The following is a 16,975-nucleotide window of genomic DNA, read 5'->3' on the forward strand; positions in this document are numbered from 1 at the left end:
AACTAGCGCTTAACCGGCCGCAGGGAAGTAATCATCTGCTTGATGTCCGAGTACTCGGCCGTTTCCCGGTACTTGCGGGCCAGATCCAGATAGGGCAACGACGGGTCGCCGGGCGTTGCGTTGTTCTCCGGGCTGTAGGAGGCGCCGAACATGGAAGCGTTCGGCGGCCACCGGAAGAACTGGAAGATGGGGCAGGCGTCAGGGCCGCTTGCCGCCGGGCCTGACGTGATGCCATAGCCGGCAGCCGGCGTGCGGTACATCCCCGGCGTCGCGGCGTTTCCGCGGGTTTCGAAAACGAACTGCGGCACCACCCCGCCCTGGACCAATACCGGGATGTCCACCGTGTCCAGGATCTCGTAGGGGTATCTCTCGGTGCACGTGGATCCGGTGGCCATGTTGGTCCGCAGCGTCGCCATCACCTTGCCTGCCTTGTTCCTTACCTCGGCGAAGGCCCCGCCGCCCTCGGCCAGTTCCCCCGCAGGGTCCTTGACGCGCCAGGCGGCAGGAAGGTCGAACGCCATGGTGCCGTCCGCCGTCGTAAACGTGGTCCACTCCGCCGCGGCGGTACTGGCGGGAGGCTTGCCGGAGGCGGAAGGAACGTCCGACGGCGTGGGCGCGCCTGCCTGACCGGCTTCCGTTGCGGAGGGGCTGGCAGGGCCGGACGTCGTTGGCGAGGGCGCCGGACTTCCGGCCTGCGGCGAGCACCCGGCCAGGACCGGCGTGAACAGGATGACGGCGGCCATTGACAGTCCGGGGAAAGCTTTGCTGAGCCTGCGCACCACACCCTCCTTTGGGCCTGACGGTGACCCTTCAAGTGTGATGCGGTATTCCCGGACGGAGGAGGGCCAATGGACCTGTCCCCTCCCCCGCCGGGAAAGCAGCGTTACCGCTCCAGCAGGGACACGTCGCGGACGGCGCCCTTGTCCGCGGACAGTGCCATCGCGGCGTAGGCGCGCAGCGCCGCGGACACCTGGCGGTCCCGGTCCTTAGGCTTGTACCCGCCGTTGACCAGGAGTTTCTCCCGGCGTTCGGCGAGGATCTCGTCGGAGACCTCCAGCTGGAGGGAGCGCTCACTGATGTTGATGCTGATGATGTCGCCGTCCTCCACCAGGGCGATGGCGCCGCCGGAGGCAGCCTCCGGGGAGATGTGCCCGATCGACAGGCCGGAGGTTCCGCCGGAGAACCGGCCGTCCGTGATGAGGGCGCACTTCTTGCCCAGGCCGCGGCCCTTGAGGAACGACGTCGGGTACAGCATTTCCTGCATGCCGGGACCGCCGCGCGGGCCTTCGTAGCGGATCACCACTACGTCGCCTTCCTTGATGGTCTTGTTCAGGATCTTTTCCACGGCTTCGTCCTGGGACTCGCACACCACGGCGGGGCCCTGGAACGTCCAGATGGACTCGTCCACGCCGGCGGTCTTCACCACGGCGCCGTCAACTGCGACGTTGCCGCGCAGCACGGCCAGGCCGCCGTCCTTGGAGTAGGCGTGCTCCACCGAGCGGATGCAGCCTTCTGCGGCGTCGGTGTCCAGGGATGTCCACTCGTTCGACTGGGAGAACGCGGTGGAGGAGCGGACGCCGCCGGGGGCCGCGTGCCACAGGGCCTTCGCTTCCTCGGTGGCCCTGCCGCCGCGGATGTCCCAGTCGTCCAGCCAGCCATCCAGGTCGGCGGAGTGCACGGAGTGGACGTCCTTGTGCAGGTGGCCTCCTCGGTTCAGCTCACCCAGCAGGGCGGGAATGCCGCCGGCGCGGTGCACGTCCTCCATGTAGTAGGTCTTGTCCTTGGCGACGTTCGGCGCCACCTTGGCCAGGCAAGGCACCTGGCGGGACTTCGCGTCCATCTCGGCCAGGCCGTAGTCCACGCCCGCCTCCTGGGCCGCGGCCAGCAGGTGCAGGATGGTGTTGGTGGAGCCGCCCATGGAGATGTCCAGGGCCATGGCGTTGTCGAAGGCCTTGGCGGTGGCGATGGAACGCGGCAGCACGGACTCGTCGTCGCCGTCGTAGTACCGCTTCACGAGCTCGACGACGGTGCGGCCGGCTTTCTCGTAGAGCGCCTTGCGCGCGGTGTGGGTGGCCAGCACGGAGCCGTTGCCGGGCAGCGCCAGGCCGATGGCCTCGGCAAGGCAGTTCATGGAGTTGGCCGTGAACATGCCGGAACAGGAACCGCAGGTGGGGCAGGCGTTCTCTTCGATGAGGTTGATGTCGGCATCGGAGATGGACTCGTCCACGGCATCGGCGATTGCGTTCACCAGGTCAAGCGAGCGCACGGAACCGTCGGTCAGGGTCACGCGGCCAGCCTCCATGGGGCCGCCGGAGACGAAGACCACCGGGATGTTCAGGCGCAGTGCGGCCATCAGCATGCCGGGGGTGATCTTGTCGCAGTTGGAGATGCACACCAGGGCGTCGGCGCAGTGGGCGTTGACCATGTACTCAACGGAATCGGCGATCAGGTCGCGGGACGGCAGCGAGTAGAGCATGCCGGAGTGGCCCATGGCGATGCCGTCATCCACGGCGATGGTGTTGAACTCGCGCGGCACCGCGCCGGCGGCGAGGATCGCATCGGAGACGATCCGGCCCACGGGAGCGAGGTGGGTGTGGCCTGGGACAAATTCGGTGAAGGAGTTGGCCACGGCGATGATCGGCTTGCCGATGTCAGAGTTGGCGACGCCGGAGGCGCGCAGCAGTGCGCGGGCGCCGGCCATGTTGCGGCCGTGGGTGACTGTTTTTGAGCGGAGTGCAGGCATGCTTACCATCCTCTGGCTTCGCAGGCCTGGGTGGAAGACAGCGCTGCTACTAGTAGTGGGAGTACCAGAGTAATAGTATTTTGGGGTGAGTAATCCCGGCCGCCGCAAAGAACTTGGCCTCTTCCTCCGTGCCCGCCGCGACCAGGCGCTGCGGGCGGACTATGGCCTGCCGCCCGTGGGCCGTAGCCGGGAGCGGGGGCTCCGCCGCGAGGAGGTGGCCTTCCTGTCCGGGGTCAGCGTCACCTGGTACACCTGGCTGGAGCAGGGCAGGGACATCAGTCCGTCCCGGCAGGTCCTGGAAGCCATCAGCCGCGCGCTGCATCTTTCAAGCACCGGCCTTAGCTATGTGCTGTCGCTGGGCGGGTACGCGTCAGCGGCGCCGGCCGGACCGGCAGCCGACACTGCCCCGCCCCACATCCAGCGCCTGCTGGACGCGCTGGACCCCAACCCGTCCTTCGCCCTGTTCCCGGACTGGGGCGTGGCCGGTTGGAACAAGGCGTACGCGGCGCTGTACCCCAATATCGCCACTGTGCCGGCGGCAGACCGGAACCTCTTGTGGCTGGTGTTCACCGACCCCTATGTCCGGAACCTGCTTCCGGACTGGGAGACCACCAGCAAGCGGTTCCTTGCCGAGTTCCGCGCCGAAACCGGGCAGCGGCTTGGCGATCCGGACATCCAGTACCAGGTGGAACGCCTCAAGGAAGCGAGCCCCGAGTTCAGGCAGGGCTGGGACCTGTACGACATCCTGGGTTTCGAGTCCCGCGAGCGCCTCTTCCACCACCCCGCCGTGGGGGTGCTCCAGCTGGAACACCACCAGGTGTCCCCGTCAGACCGGCCGGACCTGCACATCGTGGTGTACACGCCGGCCCCGGGCAGCGACGCCGCGGCGCAAATGAAGTCCCTGCTGTCCGTGACCGGCTAAACGGTCCCCGCAAGGAACGCGAGCGCGGCGACTGCCTGGGCCCGGGTGGCCACGCCGAGGGTGGGGTCCACGGCGGGCAGGAACGACGGCGAGTGGTTGGCTGGGACGTCCGCGTCCACCGTGCCGTTCGCCACGGCCCGCCGGTATGTTTCCAGGGGCACGGAGCCGACGATCCAGTAGACGTACGGGATTCCGAATGCGTCAGGGATGCGGCTGAAGTCCTCTGACGCCGTCTGAGGGGCGGTGCGGTAGACAGCGTCCGCGCCGAAGGTCGTGGTGAAGGCCGCAGTGACCCGTGCGTTGGCGTCCTTGTCGTTGCTGGTCAGCGGGTACTGGTCGTAGTACTCAAACTCCGGTTCCTGCGGACAGCCGGCGGCAGCGCACTCGCCGCGCACAATCCGCTCGATCGCGGCCACCATGCCCGCCCGCAAAGCCATGTCGTACGTGCGGAGGTTGAGCAGCAGCTCGGCCCGGTCCGGGATGATGTTGGCCGTGGTCCCGGCCGTCACGGAGCCCACGGTCAGCACCGCGAACTCCCCTGGCATGGTTTCGCGGGACACCACCGTCTGCAGGCGGAGGACAATCGAGGCGGCGAGCACCACCGGATCCACGGCCTTGTGGGGCATGGATCCGTGGGCGCCGCGGCCGTGGACGGTTATCCGTACAGAGTCGCCGGCCGAGAGCACCGGGCCCGGCGTGGTGCCGATGGTTCCCGCCTCGGTGGGCATGACGTGCTGGGCCAGCGCGACGTCGGGCCGCGGGACTCCGGCGGCCAGGCCGTCGTCGAGCATTGCCTGCGAGCCCGCCGCCGTCTCCTCCGCCGGCTGGAACAGGGCAATGTAGGTGCCTTGCCAGATGTTGCGGTGTTCGGCCAGGTACTTCGCCGCGCCCAGCAGAGCCACCACATGCATGTCGTGCCCGCAGGCATGCATCACGCCTGGGGTGGTGGAGGCGTAGCTTGCCCCCGTCGCCTCGGTGACCGGGAGGGCGTCCATGTCCGCCCGGGCCAGGACCCCGGGGCCGGCTCCGTTGGCAAGGACGCCCACCACGCCGGTGCCGCCGAAGTGCCGGACGTCGAAACCCCAGCCGGCCAGGTGCGCCGCAACGGCTGCGGAGGTTTGGTGTTCGGCAAGGCCGAGTTCCGGGTGCCGGTGGAACTGTTCGTAGAGCGGGACCTGCCAGGCCAGCTCCTGTTCGATGCCGTCCGCAGCGCTGTTCGCAATATCCATCGAAGGCTCCTCCCGGCCGGCTGCACCGGCCCTTCCGGCCACCATAGGCAGCGCCGGTGGATGGTGTCCATGGGCAACCAAAAGCGGCCGGTGGCGGGAATCCCCGCCACCGGCCGCGTCCGCGCCCAAGGACGCTAGGCCAGCACCCCCTGCCGCACCATGGCCGGCTGGAACTGTGCACCCGCGCCCGGGAATAGCGGCACCTCGATCCGCGCGTGGGTGTGGACCTCGGTGACCGTGGCCTTGGCGTGCCGGGCGATGTTCTCCATGGTGGTCACCCACATGCCGTCCATTGCCTTCACCCGCTCCATGAGCTGCTCCAGGGCCACCGCCTTGGACGGGCGGCCGGAGATGAACGGGTGGTTGGTGAGGACAAAGCAGCTTCCCTGGGAGTGGTGGGCCTCGGCTTCAAGCGTCCACATTTCCAGGACCTTGGCCGGGCTCTCGATCACGCCGCTGCCGGTGACGCCGGGGTAGAACGCGTACTGTTCCCAGTCGTCAAGGGTCCAGTCCACGGGGATCTCCACGATGTCCCGGGGATCATCCGCGGCCACGGCGAAGCGGTAGGGGACGTCGCCGTCGAGCAGGCTTGAATCGTAGAGGAAGCCGCGGTCCGCCAGCAGGCCCGGTGAGTGCCAGTTCAGCTCCCACCACGGCGCCCGGTACCCCACGGGCCGGACTCCGGCCACCTTGGCCAGCGCCTCCAGGCCGCGGTCAATGTAACCCGCCTCGGTGGCGGCGTCGATGCCCTGCATGGGTTCGTGCAGGTAGCCGTGGTGTGCCACCTCGTGGCCGCCGTCAACAATTTGCCGGACCGTGTCCGGGTAGGACTCGGCGGTGAAGCCGGGGATGAAGAAGGTGGCCTGGATGTCCTGGCGGGCCAGGATGGCCAGGAGCCGGGGCACCGCGATCTTGGGGCCGTAGGACTGGTGGCTCATCAGCGACATGCGCTTGGTGCTGGTGGGATTGTGCGCGATGGTGCAGGACTCAGCGTCCACATCGAAGGTGAAGGACGCGGCGGCTTTGAACCCGCTGGGCCAGGTGATGGGGTGCAGGGGGTCCGCGATGGCGGGCTTGTTCACGGGAAATCCTTTCGGCGGGCGCGGTGCGCCCGCCAGGTTCTGCTGGAAGGGAGGTTAGAGGGCGGGAAGGGCGGGCGTGCTGCCGGCCGTCTGGCCCTCAGCTTCTGGAGCGGTCGCGTCCGGAGCGGCGTCCACCGTCCGGGTGGCGCGGGGCTCCAGGGCGAGGTAGCGGATGTGCTGCCGCGGGCCGAGGATGGCGTACACCCCGGCGCTGGTCAGGCCGCCGGCCAGCCAGGACAGGTCCCAGCCGCCCAGGGCCACGGCGATGGGGCCCTGCATGATGGGGATCAGTCCGTACATGAACAGCCACGTTGCGAAGATGCCGGCCACGAGGGCAATGACGCCGGCCCAGTTGACGCCGGGCAGCCGCTTGGTGCCCACGCCGTCGAACAGGCGCTCCGGCTCACCGGGCCAGCGCTTGTCCAGCCAGAAGTAGTGCACCAGCATGATTCCGCCCCAGGCGGCCACCCAGGCCACCAGGCCGATCAGCCAGGCGTCGAGCACTGCGGCGAAGTCCTCCTGGAAGATGAAGAAGACGACGGCGGCGAGCGAGAAGACGCCGACGAACAGGTTGAGCTTGCGGCGGCTGATGGAGATGTCCAGGGCCTGGGTGGCCACGGAGAAGGTGTAGATGTTCAGGATGTTGGTGGCGATGGGTCCGTGGAGCACCATCAGCAGCACCGGCAGCGCCATGGCGCCGAAGTTGAGGACAATCAGCTTGCCGGGGTCGATTTCGCCGCTGTTGGTGGCCAGGCTGGCGCCCAGGACGCCGAGCCAGACCACGGGGATGAACTGGCCCAGCACGGAAGCCAGGTAGACCTTTTTCTTAGGGACGCTGGTGCTGACGAACCGGGAGTAGTCCGCGGCGTAGGTGAACCAGGTGATGCCCCAGCCGATGCCGATGGCGGTCATGACGGCGCTCATGGCGGCGATGCGCTCCGAGCCTTCGAGGATGGCGCCGGCCGGTCCGGCGTAGCTCCAGTCGATGTCCATGCCGAACCAGGCGACGGCGGACATGACGGCCAGGATGAGGATGGTGGGCGGTACGGTCCATTTTTCGAAAGCTGCGATGGCCTTATAGCCGAACCAGGCGATGGCCACCTGGAGAGCCATGATGAGGGTGGCGACGCCGATCTTCCAGGCGTAGTTAGGGGCTTCGGGGTCAACCCAGCCAAGGGTTCCGAAGAGCGCCATGACCAGGTCCAGGATGATCCAGGTGTTCACGGCGCACCAGCCGATGACCAGCAGGGCCTGGATGGCTGCCGGCAGGTAGTTCCCGCGGCGTCCGAATGCGGCCCGGGCCAGGACCATGCCCGTGGCTCCGGTCTTCTGTCCCAGGAGGACGAAGCAGCCAAAGAGCAGCATGCCGATCAGGTTGCCCAGCACCAGGACGGTGACGGTGTCCGCCAATCCGAGTCCCAGCTGGATCCCGAGTGCCCCCAGCACCCAGTTGATGGGTGCCAGGTTGGCGCCCGCCCAAATCCAGAACTGGCCGGATACCTTGCGTGTTCTCGCTGATTCGGGGATGGGCTGCAGCCAGGCTTCGTGGTCCACGGCGCTGTGGTCCTGTGTGGCCTGGTCAGGTTGGCCGTGCGTGGCTGTTGAAAGCTTTTCTTGCATGGGGGCCTCCGTGAGGTGGATAAGTACCAAAAGGCTATGTGGCCCTGATCACAACTAACAAGATACGATGTGTCGAACAGATCCTCCTACAACGTTACGGAACGTCGTGTCAGTGTTTCTTGGCGAAATACTCGCCCACCCTGCCCTCGCCGCTGCAGATCCCGTGGTCCACCCCTTGGGGGTGGTGGCCGATGCGCAGCCGGTCCGGTGGGTCCACTCCAGCGAGGTGCTGGACATCGCTCCCCTGCTCCGCGGCGGCGAGCTGCTGCTCTGCGGCGGGATCACGCTGGCCACCGCCGCCCCGGCCAGACGCGAAGCCTACGTCCGCGAACTGGCCCAGCGCGGCGTTGCTGCCCTGGCCATCGAGACCGGCGGTGCCCTGCCGGAGATTCCTGCCGACATGCTTCAGAAGGCGGAGGAATACGGCCTGCCCTTGGTGGAGCTGCGCAAAGTGGTCCCGTTTGTGGGCGTCATGCAGGCCATCAACTCCATGCTTGTCAGCGAGTCGGTGGGGCACCTGCAGCAGGCGGATGCCGCCACCCGCGCCATGGCTGCCGAGCTGGCCCACGGGGCCTCGCTGGACAAGATCCTGGGCGTGCTGGCAGGCATCACGGGCTCTGCCGTGAAGCTCAGCTCCCCCTGGGGAGTCACCATGGGCAGTGCAGTGCCGGAGGGCTGGAGCAGTGAGGTGGGCACGGAAGCCGGGGAAGGAGCAGCGGACGACGACGGCTCCGGGCCAAGCGGGCACGGCGGCTTTTACGCGGTGGCCGGGGGAACGGTGATCAGCGTGGACATCGCCGTGCGCGGGGTCCTCATGGGCCGGCTTGAGGTGCATGTCCCGGACGTTGCGGACACGGCGCTGGCCCAGGTGGCCGGGGAACGCGCCGTGGACATCCTGGGCCTGGCGCTGCTGCAGCACACACCTCCCGGGCTGCATGCCCTGGCGGGTGCGGAGCTGATGCGCGCCGTGCTAAATTCCGCCCCGGAGTGGCGCCTTGAGCAGCTCGCTCCCGGCGCCGGCTTTCCCGCTGACTCCCCCGCCGTGGTGGCTGCGATCCACGCAGCGGCACCCCAGGAGCTGCGCGGCGCCGTCGAAAACTTCCTAAGCTCACGCCGGATCCCCTGCGCCGCCTATCTGGATGACGCCGAGCTGGTGGTGATGATCGGCCTGCCCTGCACCGGGACCGCCGGGGAGCGGCGGCGGCTCCTGGAGTCCCTGCAGGGACTGGAGGGAGACCACGATGCCGTGATCGCCGTCGGACCGCTGGCAGGCGGGGTGGCGGAGGCAGCGTGGTCACTGGCGGAGGCCCGCCGCGCCCTGGAGGTCCGCCAGATCCGGCGGCGGAACGCATCGGCGCGCAGGCGGTATCCGGCCCGCGGCCTGGTGGTGGTTGACGCCCAGGACGCCGCCGTGGAAAGCCTGGCCCTGACCTGCCTCGACGCCTCGGCGCGGGAGGCATTCGTCAACCGGCAGCTGCGGGCCGTCCTGGAGCACGATGCACTGCGGCAGTCGCAGCTGCTGGAGACCCTGCAGGTGTGGCTGGATTCCGGCTGCAACACGGCCCAGTCGGCACGCGAACTGCACCTGGAGCGGCAGTCGATGCACCACCGGCTGCAGCGGATTTTCGAGCTGTGTGGTGGCGATCCTCGCGGCACCGGACGGCTCGCTGCGCTGCATCTGGCGGCGCGGATGGCGGGACTGCCCTGACCTGCGAATGGGGCGCGTCGGAGGGGTTAGCTGGTGCGTGGCGAAGTTGTGCGGGCAGAACGGGGCGGGACACCGACTCCCTTGCCTCGGTGCAGCCAATGAGAGGGCACTCCCGGATTCTGTTGGTCCAAGCATGTGACGTTCGACGGTAAATGGCGGTCTTTTTGCGGAGCTATTGGGCGCGTTCCTAGCAGTCGGTGCCGCGTCGGTCTTCAGATGGTGCGCCTTTGGAGCTCGCGGTACACAGTCGTCCGTGACACCCGGAACAGCTCGGCTAATTCAGCCTGCGCATGCTCGCCGGCGTCGTGCAGGGTCAGAAGATGCTTCCGCTGCGTCTTGGACAATTTTGGCTGCTTGCCCTTCAGCCGCCCCTTCGCTTTTGCGACCGCCATGCCCTCGCGGGTGCGCGCCCGGATCAGATCCGCCTCAAACTCGGCCACCATTCCCAGGACGTTGAACAGCAGCCGGCCTACCGGGTCAGCCGGGTCGTGGCTATCGCCGCCGAGACTAAGCACAACCCCCTTGGCTGTCAGCTCATCGGCAATGTCCCTGGCATCAGAAAGTGAGCGCGCCAACCGGTCCAGCTTGGTCACCACGAGCGTATCGCCGCCCCGGCACGCCGCCATCGCTTCACGGAGCCCAGGGCGCACCCGGTTCGCCCCCGTAAGTCCGTGATCGACAAAGATCAGTTTCTCTTCAACACCAAGGGCAAAGAGGGCATTGCGTTGGCGGTCAGGTCTTGGTCGTTCGCCTAGACCCGGGCATAGCCGATCTTCATTCCAGTCATAACAAAACATAGTTGCAGTAATCCCCCCGTCACCGTGCATTTGATCGTGCGGGTCTTACGTACACGGCCTGGGCCAGCAACCGCGCGGAACGTGGCGGTGGACTTCCTCGGAACGGTGATCGACCCTCCATCGGGCCCATCCGAAGTGCTACATCTTGAGCCGGGTTCGTCTCCTCATCTGTTCACGTCTTCGCTACGCTCAGGTCATGAGCACCAGGAACTGGAAGCAGCCAACCAAAGGTGGCGCCGTAATTATGGGCCTGATCGCGGTGATGTGGTTGGCGAACAACCTATACGCTGTGCTGGCCGAGGGATTCCGAGCGACCGTCTGGTACTGGATTATCCAGGTAATGAATATGGTTCTACTGGGCTTCAGCTTCTGGTGGTACCGCCAAGCAGCGAAGAAGGCACCCAAACAAAGCGAATCGTAGAACCAAGTCCGAAAGCCGATCCCCCAACGTGCGCCGCGCTGGTATGAGCCGAGTGGAACACAACGAGCCACGGCGGAGAATATGCGAGACGGGGTAGCGTGGGAGCGACTTTTGGGGCTGTCTGGAATCCGATCTTCAGGGTTAAGCTCGCGGACTGAAGCTCCGGGGGCCCGAAGGCGGCCTTCACGAGTGTGGTTGTCAGTTAGGGTCACAATGATGGATTTGAATAACGCGGCTTGGGAAATTTCACCACCTGCGTCCGAGTTGGGGCGGGGGGGTGCGCGGGTTTCCGCAAGAGATCAGGCGACATTTTCACCCGTCCGGTCACTGATGACATCCTCGGGTGGCTGGGCCTAAATAGGGCCGCGAGCCGCCAGAGTCCTCTCGTTGAGGTGAATCCCGTCGTAGGTGTCCGGCATGTAGCAGTCGAATCGATGGTTGCCGAGTTGCTGGGCGAGAAGCCGCGCGGCTACGCTCCGCCGACGCTCAGCGTCTCCCTCGGGTATGTGATGCCTGCCCGAAGTTACCGGGCTTGGGTGTTCACCGTAGACACGCCCGTTGAATCAGTGGCTGATGACCTAGTTGCGGCGGTCACTGACTATGGCATTCCATACTTTGGGAATCACGACTCGCTGGCTGCAATTGTGCAGGCCATGTCGGAAGGCGCTGGCTTCAGAGAGCACAACGTGTTCCGACTTCCTGTCGGTTATCTCCTGCTCGATGAGTTGGAGAAGGCTCAACAGACCATAACGGCGTCCGTAGACGAGATCGGGCAGCGACAGGATCTAGCGGCACACCGCCTCCGGGCGTTCGCCTCGGCATTTCAGCAAAGGTTGGATCGCTCGAGGGCCTGATCGCCAGGCCATCAACCGTGTGGCAGCGACACCACTAACCAGTTCCGCATCTCCGGGCTGAGCGCCTACTAAACGGGAATCATGAGTAAGTGTGGATCCGGCGGGAAATTGTGTGATTTTGTCACGACCAGGCGTCCGGCTGAGGATCGGGTAAAGGGCACCGAGAGTAAGACGATTCATAGCCTGGCGCCCGGCTACCCCTCAAGGAACCTGCGCAAGCCTAAGCAACGCGATTAGCGATTGTTGCGTACGAGGAAATTTGGGCCCTGCTGCAACCAGCCTCTTTCCTGCTTCACCGATTCGAGGCTTGTCTCTACAGCGGCCGGCACCACTAACCATCCTGCTTCTGTCCGGTCTGGGGTTTCGATCTTGAGTCCGTAAGATTCGAAGGTTTTCAGCAGGGTGCAGCCCAACGTGTCGCTTGCACCCGCGGCGGTGACGGGAATGATGCAGATCGTCTTGCCGGAAGGAGCGCCTGGGGTGGAGCTTTCGGCCCCCGGGGCACCGTAGTACCTGATCGTTGCGCTGTGCCCCAGTAGCCGTGTTTTGGAGGGATCGATTCCTGCCCCGTTCAGGGCCGGAAGCGCTCCAGGGGGAAGCCTGTCTGCATCTTCTTGAGGCTGCGTCAGTGCTGGGATAATTCTCGAAGGGTCTTCTGACCGGTCCTCCGGGGTGAGTCCCAGCGCCAGTGCGCCGAGGACCAGGCCACCTGCAAGAGTGCCGGCCGCCACCCGGAGGCCCCAGTGTTTCCGCCCTGCTGTGGACAGCTCATCCAGTCGGGCGTGGTTCTCGTGGGAGCGAGTGTTTCTTGTTTGCATAGGCTGCGAGGCCGCTGCAGGGAGCTGCACCAGTTGCCGACGCAGCGCGTCGCTGCGGTCCGCCTGGAAGTCGTGGGGAATCATACTGTTCGCCCTTCGGGAAGTGTGCGATCGGCTAGAGACTCGGACGGGATCAGTTCTTTATAGAGTTCGCCCAGCCGGTTCTTGGCCCGATGCAGTCGTGATTTCACCGTTCCTTCCGCGATCCCGAGGGCGGCGGCAACTTGTCCACGATTCAGTCCCTCGATGACGCACAAGGTAAGTACGTCGCGCTCCTGTGGCTTGAGTTGGGCAAACGCAGCCCGTAACGCTCTGGCCTGCTGTTCGCGTTCCTCGGCGTCGGCAATCTCGTCCGCTACATCTTCAGCTGCGGAAGGGGGAGGGAGCTGATCGAGGAAGGCGCTGTAGCGCCTTCGCTGCCTGTTGTGATTGCGGACGGTGTTGTTTGTTGTCACCAGGAGCCAGGCGACAATCGAGCCGTTGACGATGCGTACGTGCTTGCGGCGACGCCACGCTTCGTAAAAGGCAATGGCCGTGATGTCTTCCGCTTGATGAGGTGACCCAACGAGTCTCAGCGCATGGCGCAGTACATGGTCCCGGTGCCGGTCATAAAGCCTGCCGAACGCGTCACCATCACCGTCGATCGCGAGGAGCCACAAGGCCTCGTCTCCACACTTTGATCCCCCACTCATACTCAATAGTGTCCGGACCATCGATTTCGTTCCACGATTCCTTGCCAGAAAGTCTTCCCGGTACATGGCGCCGCGTGTTTACCCCATTACAACTCTGAGATGCCCGGTCAAGGATCCTCCAACGGGCGCTCGACACCTAAGCGAGCTCGACCTGGCACCTTTTGCCGGTCGACTCCCCGTGGAGCGTGAAATCGAGGCTGAGAGTACGAGCATTTTTGGGCGGCTTCGGTAGGAAGGTCCAGGATGCCGCCCATTCAGTCCCGTCCCCGGCAACTTGCCCGGACGCCCAGTGATATTCAGTTCCAGCGTCGTCTGAAACAACCATCTTGATCGGTTCCAAGGCCATCACGCCGGGCATGATCGGCCCGTCCCCGGCAACCTCAGGGCCATGTTCCTTCCTCCGCTCAACCCACCGGAGGCGGGCTTCGACAAAGCTTTGGTCGCGATGGGCGGTCTCATGGCTCCGAACCCCCTCAAGATTGACCCTTATGCCAGGTTCATCTTGCGCCGCTGAGATCTGGTTTGGTGTTTGGTCTGTAAGTTCGACGCCCGCGAAACGCACGGCGATGCCATCGCTTTCGGCAACAATGAGATCAGCGGGAGCAGAGACAATTGTCATCATGAGAGCCAGCCTAGCTTCCGTTAACCCTCATGAAAGCTTCGCGGCCGCGCCAGCAAGCGCGCTAGCCGATCCTCCAACGGGCGCTCGACACCTAAGCGAGCTCGACCTGGCACCTTTTGCCGGTCGACTCCCCGTGGAGCGTGAAATCGAGGCTGAGAGTACGAGCATTTTTGGGCGGCTTCGGTAGGAAGGTCCAGGATGCCGCCCATTCAGTCCCGTCCCCGGCAACTTGCCCGGACGCCCAGTGATATTCAGTTCCAGCGTCGTCTGAAACAACCACCTTGATCGGTTCCAAGGCCATCACGCCGGGCATGATCGGCCCGTCCCCGGCAACCTCAGGGCCATGTTCCTTCCTCCGCTCAACCCACCGGAGGCGGGCTTCGACAAAGCTTTGGTCGCGATGGGCGGTCTCATGGCTCCGAACCCCCTCAAGATTGACCCTTATGCCAGGTTCATCTTGCGCCGCTGAGATCTGGTTTGGTGTTTGGTCTGTAAGTTCGACGCCCGCGAAACGCACGGCGATGCCATCGCTTTCGGCAACAATGAGATCAGCGGGAGCAGAGACAATTGTCATCATGAGAGCCAGCCTAGCTTCCGTTAACCCTCATGAAAGCTTCGCGGCCGCGCCAGCAAGCGCGCTAGCCGATCCTCCAGCGGGCACTCAAGCGTCCACTGAGCCACCGGCTTACGGGCGCGACCCCGTAAGGAATCTCAACGGTGGATGCCCTCGCCTCCTTGCAGTCAGCGCGGGCGTATCCTGTGGACATGGCCATGGGGGCAGGCAAGAGCGATAACGGATACGAGTGGCAATCATGGCCGCCGGATTCCCTGGAGGGAATGCCCCCTAAGCGGAGGCGCTTGGCCGGCTGGGCAATTTTTTGGTTGCTTATCCTGGGATCACTGCTGGGATCGGTCCTCGAGGCATTCGGCGTTCCGGAACCGTGGCGCTCCGCGCTTGTAGCCGCCGTTTTGGCTGCCGTGTTCGTTCCCTTAATCCGGGCGGCAGCTTCGGAGGCTCGACAGCTCCGCGCCGACGGTATCGAGCTGCCTTCCTACCCGGTTACCCGCAAGTCGCTGATCGCCCTGGGCCTCGTCACTGGTGCTCTTTGGATTGCCTTTGCAGTAGTTGCATTAAGCGGGAGGCCCGTTTTCCCGCTAGTGCCGATTGCCGGCACAGCATGGTTGTTCTTTCAGGTCCGGCGGTGGAGAAAGCGATCAGCTGACGAAACCCCAAAGGGGCGCTCCTACCCGCCTCAGTCGCCGAGCTGACCACACCATCGGCTGCCGGTGAAGGATCCTTCACCGAACGCGGCACCGTTGCAGTCGGCAACTTCGGCCGCCGGCATCACGACACTGAGAACACTTCAAGCGCCTTCGGCCAAAGGACCACATAACGTTCTTCACCTACCGGCCTATACGCCGCCCGTATGCTGTCCCATCGCTGGTCAGTGCCCAGTGACGTCCTCACGTGCTGAAAGGCTTCTAGCGGTCGGTCGGTTTCAATAAAGATGTTCATCTCGCCGGCGCCAAAGTCGTGCCCGTCTACGACGCCATATGCATCCAGGAAATCAGACTGAAGCAGATCCTCCATTGAGATAAGCGCATCAAAGTCGCCCTCAGACGCTGCTGGCCACTGCAAAACCAGGATGTACTTCCGGATTCCCTGTCCGCTGGACATCGCACCACCCCTCCCAGTCCATAGCAATAGTGACTCATACCCAGCCTCTACGGGAAGCCTCGCGGGGAAAGGCGATCCCCTTAGAGCGGCGGAGTCCGCTCAGGGATCCCTAAGCGGGCGCTGCGCTATCGCAGAAAATAGTGCCGGTTTGAGAGATCGAGACTAGGGCAGTCTCACAAAACTGCCAAGGCTTTCCCAAGTTTTGGTCTCGTTGTTGAGGATGGTGGTGGCAGCACCGGATCCTTTTACTTCTCGGAAGCCATGCTGGAACCCCTGAATGGAATATTCCTCGGCCGTTCCATCGTTGTACTGCTGGGGCAGCAGGAGTGCGATGTAATCCTTCCCGACTGTGATTTCGGCATCCTCCGCATAGGTTTTTTTGACGTACTGGACTCCTGTTGGCTTCTGACCGCCGTTCAACTGTGCGAACTTGTCCTGCTGCTGGGGATTGAGGCTCTTCCAGTAGTCATCGAAAGAGACGATTCCACCGCCTTTGTTGTAAATCAGCTTGGCGCCCGGCTTCACGTCTCCCTTGTATACCGTTTGGATGGTCATCTTTCCGATGGTCTGGGGGAAGGTATATTGATCGAAAATGGGGCTGTAGGTGCGGCCGCCGTCAATTGAGTCGATATGCACGCGGGCCACGATGGGGAAGGTGTCGTAGCCGTAGTACGGGTTGGTCGCGTCCCAAATGAAGTCAGCGTCGCTTTCGGTGTCCTGAATTTGGTCACTTGGGATGGCGGCGTACGCATCGTGAGGATTTCCGGGTGCAGCCTGTTCCACCTGCTGGTTTAAGCCGTGATCGGCAGGGCTGGGCGGATTGTCTGTGCTGGGCATTTGCAGTGCTACGGCTCCTCCGCTGACGGCCAAGGCAATTGCGACGCCGGATAGCACAATCCGTTTGCCCCTGGCGTTTTGAAAGTGACGGTTTTCCGGGGTCCCGTGCTGCGCAACAGCTGTTACCAGCGCTTCAATGGCTGCGCTCCGGGCCGGTGTGAATTGCGGTGAGTCTGGTTTGTTGGTCATCGTTAGTCCTCTTCAGACGTCAATGCGGTCCGGGGCGGCAGGAGCCCAGCAGGTGGGTTCACCAGCCTTGAGAGTTTGCTCTTTGCGCGGGAGAGCCTGGATTTCACCGTGCCTGGAGGAATTCCCAACAGAGCGCTCACCTGCGACGTACTCATGTCCTCATAGACACATAGCGCGATGATTTCCTGGTCCTGCCGTCCCAGTGAGCGGTAAGCGCTATGCAGAAGCTTGGAACGACGGTCCTCGTCAACGGCTTCTGCGACGGAGTCACTGTGATCCGGCACGGCCGAGCTTTGGGGAAGTTTCCGCAACAGGCGTTCATAACGAAGTGTGGATCTGATCTTGTTCCTGGCAACATTTGTGGCAGTTAGCAATAGCCAGCCGAGCATAGACTCGTCCACCAGTCGCACCTTGGATCTGCAGCGCCATACTTCAAGGAACACCATTGCTGTTACGTCTTCAGCTTCAAATGTGGTCCGCACCAGCCGGAGGCTGTGCACAAAGACCCGGTCTCGGTGGCGTTTGAAAAGAGAAGCAAAAGCAGGGCCATCGCCGTCCGCGGCGCGCTGCCAAAGCTCCTTGTCTGTCGATGAGTCTTTGCTGTCCCCCATGTCTATAAGTGTCCGGCACCCCGGCCTGGGTTCCATCAAAATCGCGAGGCATTTCCAATCGCGCGCTAGCTGCGAGAATTCCGCAGTTGTTGTGGCTCAACGGTCGCCGCTGTGTCCGGTTGAGGATCCTCTACCGGACGCGGGAAGACGCT

At 64.3% G+C, this 16,975-nt stretch carries 16 protein-coding genes and 1 pseudogene; 4 read left to right on the forward strand and 13 right to left on the reverse strand.

The window, feature by feature from the left end:
* Window positions 1–2: 2 nt before the first annotated feature.
* Both ACTAQI_RS13595 and ilvD read right to left on the reverse strand, forming a co-directional pair.
* On the reverse strand, window positions 3–779 hold the full coding sequence (locus tag ACTAQI_RS13595) for a hypothetical protein (RefSeq protein WP_457946564.1): 777 nt from the start codon (window positions 777–779) through the stop codon (window positions 3–5).
* A gap of 104 nt (window positions 780–883) precedes the next feature.
* Window positions 884–2,743: a dihydroxy-acid dehydratase gene (gene ilvD / locus ACTAQI_RS13600; protein WP_457946565.1), complete on the reverse strand. Its 1,860-nt coding sequence runs from the start codon at window positions 2,741–2,743 to the stop codon at window positions 884–886.
* A gap of 85 nt (window positions 2,744–2,828) precedes the next feature.
* On the opposite strand from ilvD, the gene ACTAQI_RS13605 reads away from it, so the two are divergent.
* Entirely contained in the window at window positions 2,829–3,665 is an 837-nt protein-coding gene (locus tag ACTAQI_RS13605) for a helix-turn-helix transcriptional regulator (RefSeq protein WP_457946567.1), read from the forward strand.
* On the opposite strand, the gene ACTAQI_RS13610 is transcribed toward ACTAQI_RS13605, so the two are convergent.
* From ACTAQI_RS13610 to ACTAQI_RS13620, 3 genes are all read right to left on the reverse strand, one after another.
* The gene (locus ACTAQI_RS13610; RefSeq protein WP_457946568.1) at window positions 3,662–4,894 is read right to left on the reverse strand and encodes an amidohydrolase; all 1,233 of its coding nucleotides are present in this window, start codon (window positions 4,892–4,894) and stop codon (window positions 3,662–3,664) included. The genes ACTAQI_RS13605 and ACTAQI_RS13610 overlap by 4 nt on opposite strands.
* Window positions 4,895–5,028: 134 nt before the next feature.
* The gene (locus ACTAQI_RS13615; protein ID WP_457946570.1) at window positions 5,029–5,976 is read right to left on the reverse strand and encodes a polysaccharide deacetylase family protein; all 948 of its coding nucleotides are present in this window, start codon (window positions 5,974–5,976) and stop codon (window positions 5,029–5,031) included.
* 54 nt (window positions 5,977–6,030) lie between these two features.
* The gene (locus ACTAQI_RS13620; protein WP_457946572.1) at window positions 6,031–7,596 is read right to left on the reverse strand and encodes a purine-cytosine permease family protein; all 1,566 of its coding nucleotides are present in this window, start codon (window positions 7,594–7,596) and stop codon (window positions 6,031–6,033) included.
* A 106-nt stretch (window positions 7,597–7,702) separates the two neighbouring features.
* Here ACTAQI_RS13620 and ACTAQI_RS13625 point away from each other — a divergent pair, with 106 nt between their 5' ends.
* Complete coding sequence (locus tag ACTAQI_RS13625) at window positions 7,703–9,304, forward strand: PucR family transcriptional regulator (RefSeq protein WP_457946573.1); 1,602 nt, start codon at window positions 7,703–7,705, stop codon at window positions 9,302–9,304.
* Between the two features lie 212 nt (window positions 9,305–9,516).
* Here ACTAQI_RS13625 and ACTAQI_RS13630 read toward each other — a convergent pair.
* Window positions 9,517–10,040, reverse strand: a pseudogene (locus ACTAQI_RS13630) (recombinase family protein).
* Window positions 10,041–10,297: 257 nt separating this feature from the next.
* On the opposite strand from ACTAQI_RS13630, the gene ACTAQI_RS13635 reads away from it, so the two are divergent.
* Both ACTAQI_RS13635 and ACTAQI_RS13640 read left to right on the forward strand, forming a co-directional pair.
* Entirely contained in the window at window positions 10,298–10,522 is a 225-nt protein-coding gene (locus ACTAQI_RS13635) for a hypothetical protein (protein ID WP_457946574.1), read from the forward strand.
* Between the two features lie 434 nt (window positions 10,523–10,956).
* Window positions 10,957–11,376 carry a hypothetical protein gene (locus tag ACTAQI_RS13640; protein ID WP_457946575.1) on the forward strand — a complete coding sequence of 140 codons (420 nt, stop codon included), beginning with the start codon at window positions 10,957–10,959 and terminating at the stop codon, window positions 11,374–11,376.
* Between the two features lie 233 nt (window positions 11,377–11,609).
* Here the strand turns inward: ACTAQI_RS13640 and ACTAQI_RS13645 are convergent, their stop codons facing one another.
* The 7 genes from ACTAQI_RS13645 to ACTAQI_RS13675 form a co-directional block, all read right to left on the reverse strand.
* Window positions 11,610–12,278 carry a hypothetical protein gene (locus tag ACTAQI_RS13645; RefSeq protein WP_364398761.1) on the reverse strand — a complete coding sequence of 223 codons (669 nt, stop codon included), beginning with the start codon at window positions 12,276–12,278 and terminating at the stop codon, window positions 11,610–11,612.
* A complete protein-coding gene (locus tag ACTAQI_RS13650) occupies window positions 12,275–12,853 on the reverse strand; it encodes an RNA polymerase sigma factor (RefSeq protein WP_364398763.1) in 579 nt (192 codons plus the stop codon). Before ACTAQI_RS13650 ends, ACTAQI_RS13645 begins: the two co-directional genes overlap by 4 nt.
* A gap of 169 nt (window positions 12,854–13,022) precedes the next feature.
* Complete coding sequence (locus ACTAQI_RS13655) at window positions 13,023–13,508, reverse strand: hypothetical protein (RefSeq protein ID WP_457946577.1); 486 nt, start codon at window positions 13,506–13,508, stop codon at window positions 13,023–13,025.
* A gap of 91 nt (window positions 13,509–13,599) precedes the next feature.
* Complete coding sequence (locus tag ACTAQI_RS13660) at window positions 13,600–14,085, reverse strand: hypothetical protein (RefSeq protein ID WP_457946578.1); 486 nt, start codon at window positions 14,083–14,085, stop codon at window positions 13,600–13,602.
* A gap of 768 nt (window positions 14,086–14,853) precedes the next feature.
* On the reverse strand, window positions 14,854–15,186 hold the full coding sequence (locus tag ACTAQI_RS13665) for a hypothetical protein (RefSeq protein ID WP_457946579.1): 333 nt from the start codon (window positions 15,184–15,186) through the stop codon (window positions 14,854–14,856).
* Window positions 15,187–15,348: 162 nt separating this feature from the next.
* A complete protein-coding gene (locus ACTAQI_RS13670) occupies window positions 15,349–16,212 on the reverse strand; it encodes a hypothetical protein (RefSeq protein WP_457946581.1) in 864 nt (287 codons plus the stop codon).
* Between the two features lie 2 nt (window positions 16,213–16,214).
* On the reverse strand, window positions 16,215–16,823 hold the full coding sequence (locus ACTAQI_RS13675) for an RNA polymerase sigma factor (RefSeq protein WP_457946582.1): 609 nt from the start codon (window positions 16,821–16,823) through the stop codon (window positions 16,215–16,217).
* Between the last annotated feature and the right edge of the window lie 152 nt (window positions 16,824–16,975).

The sequence above is a fragment of the Pseudarthrobacter sp. alpha12b genome (genome assembly GCF_054130495.1).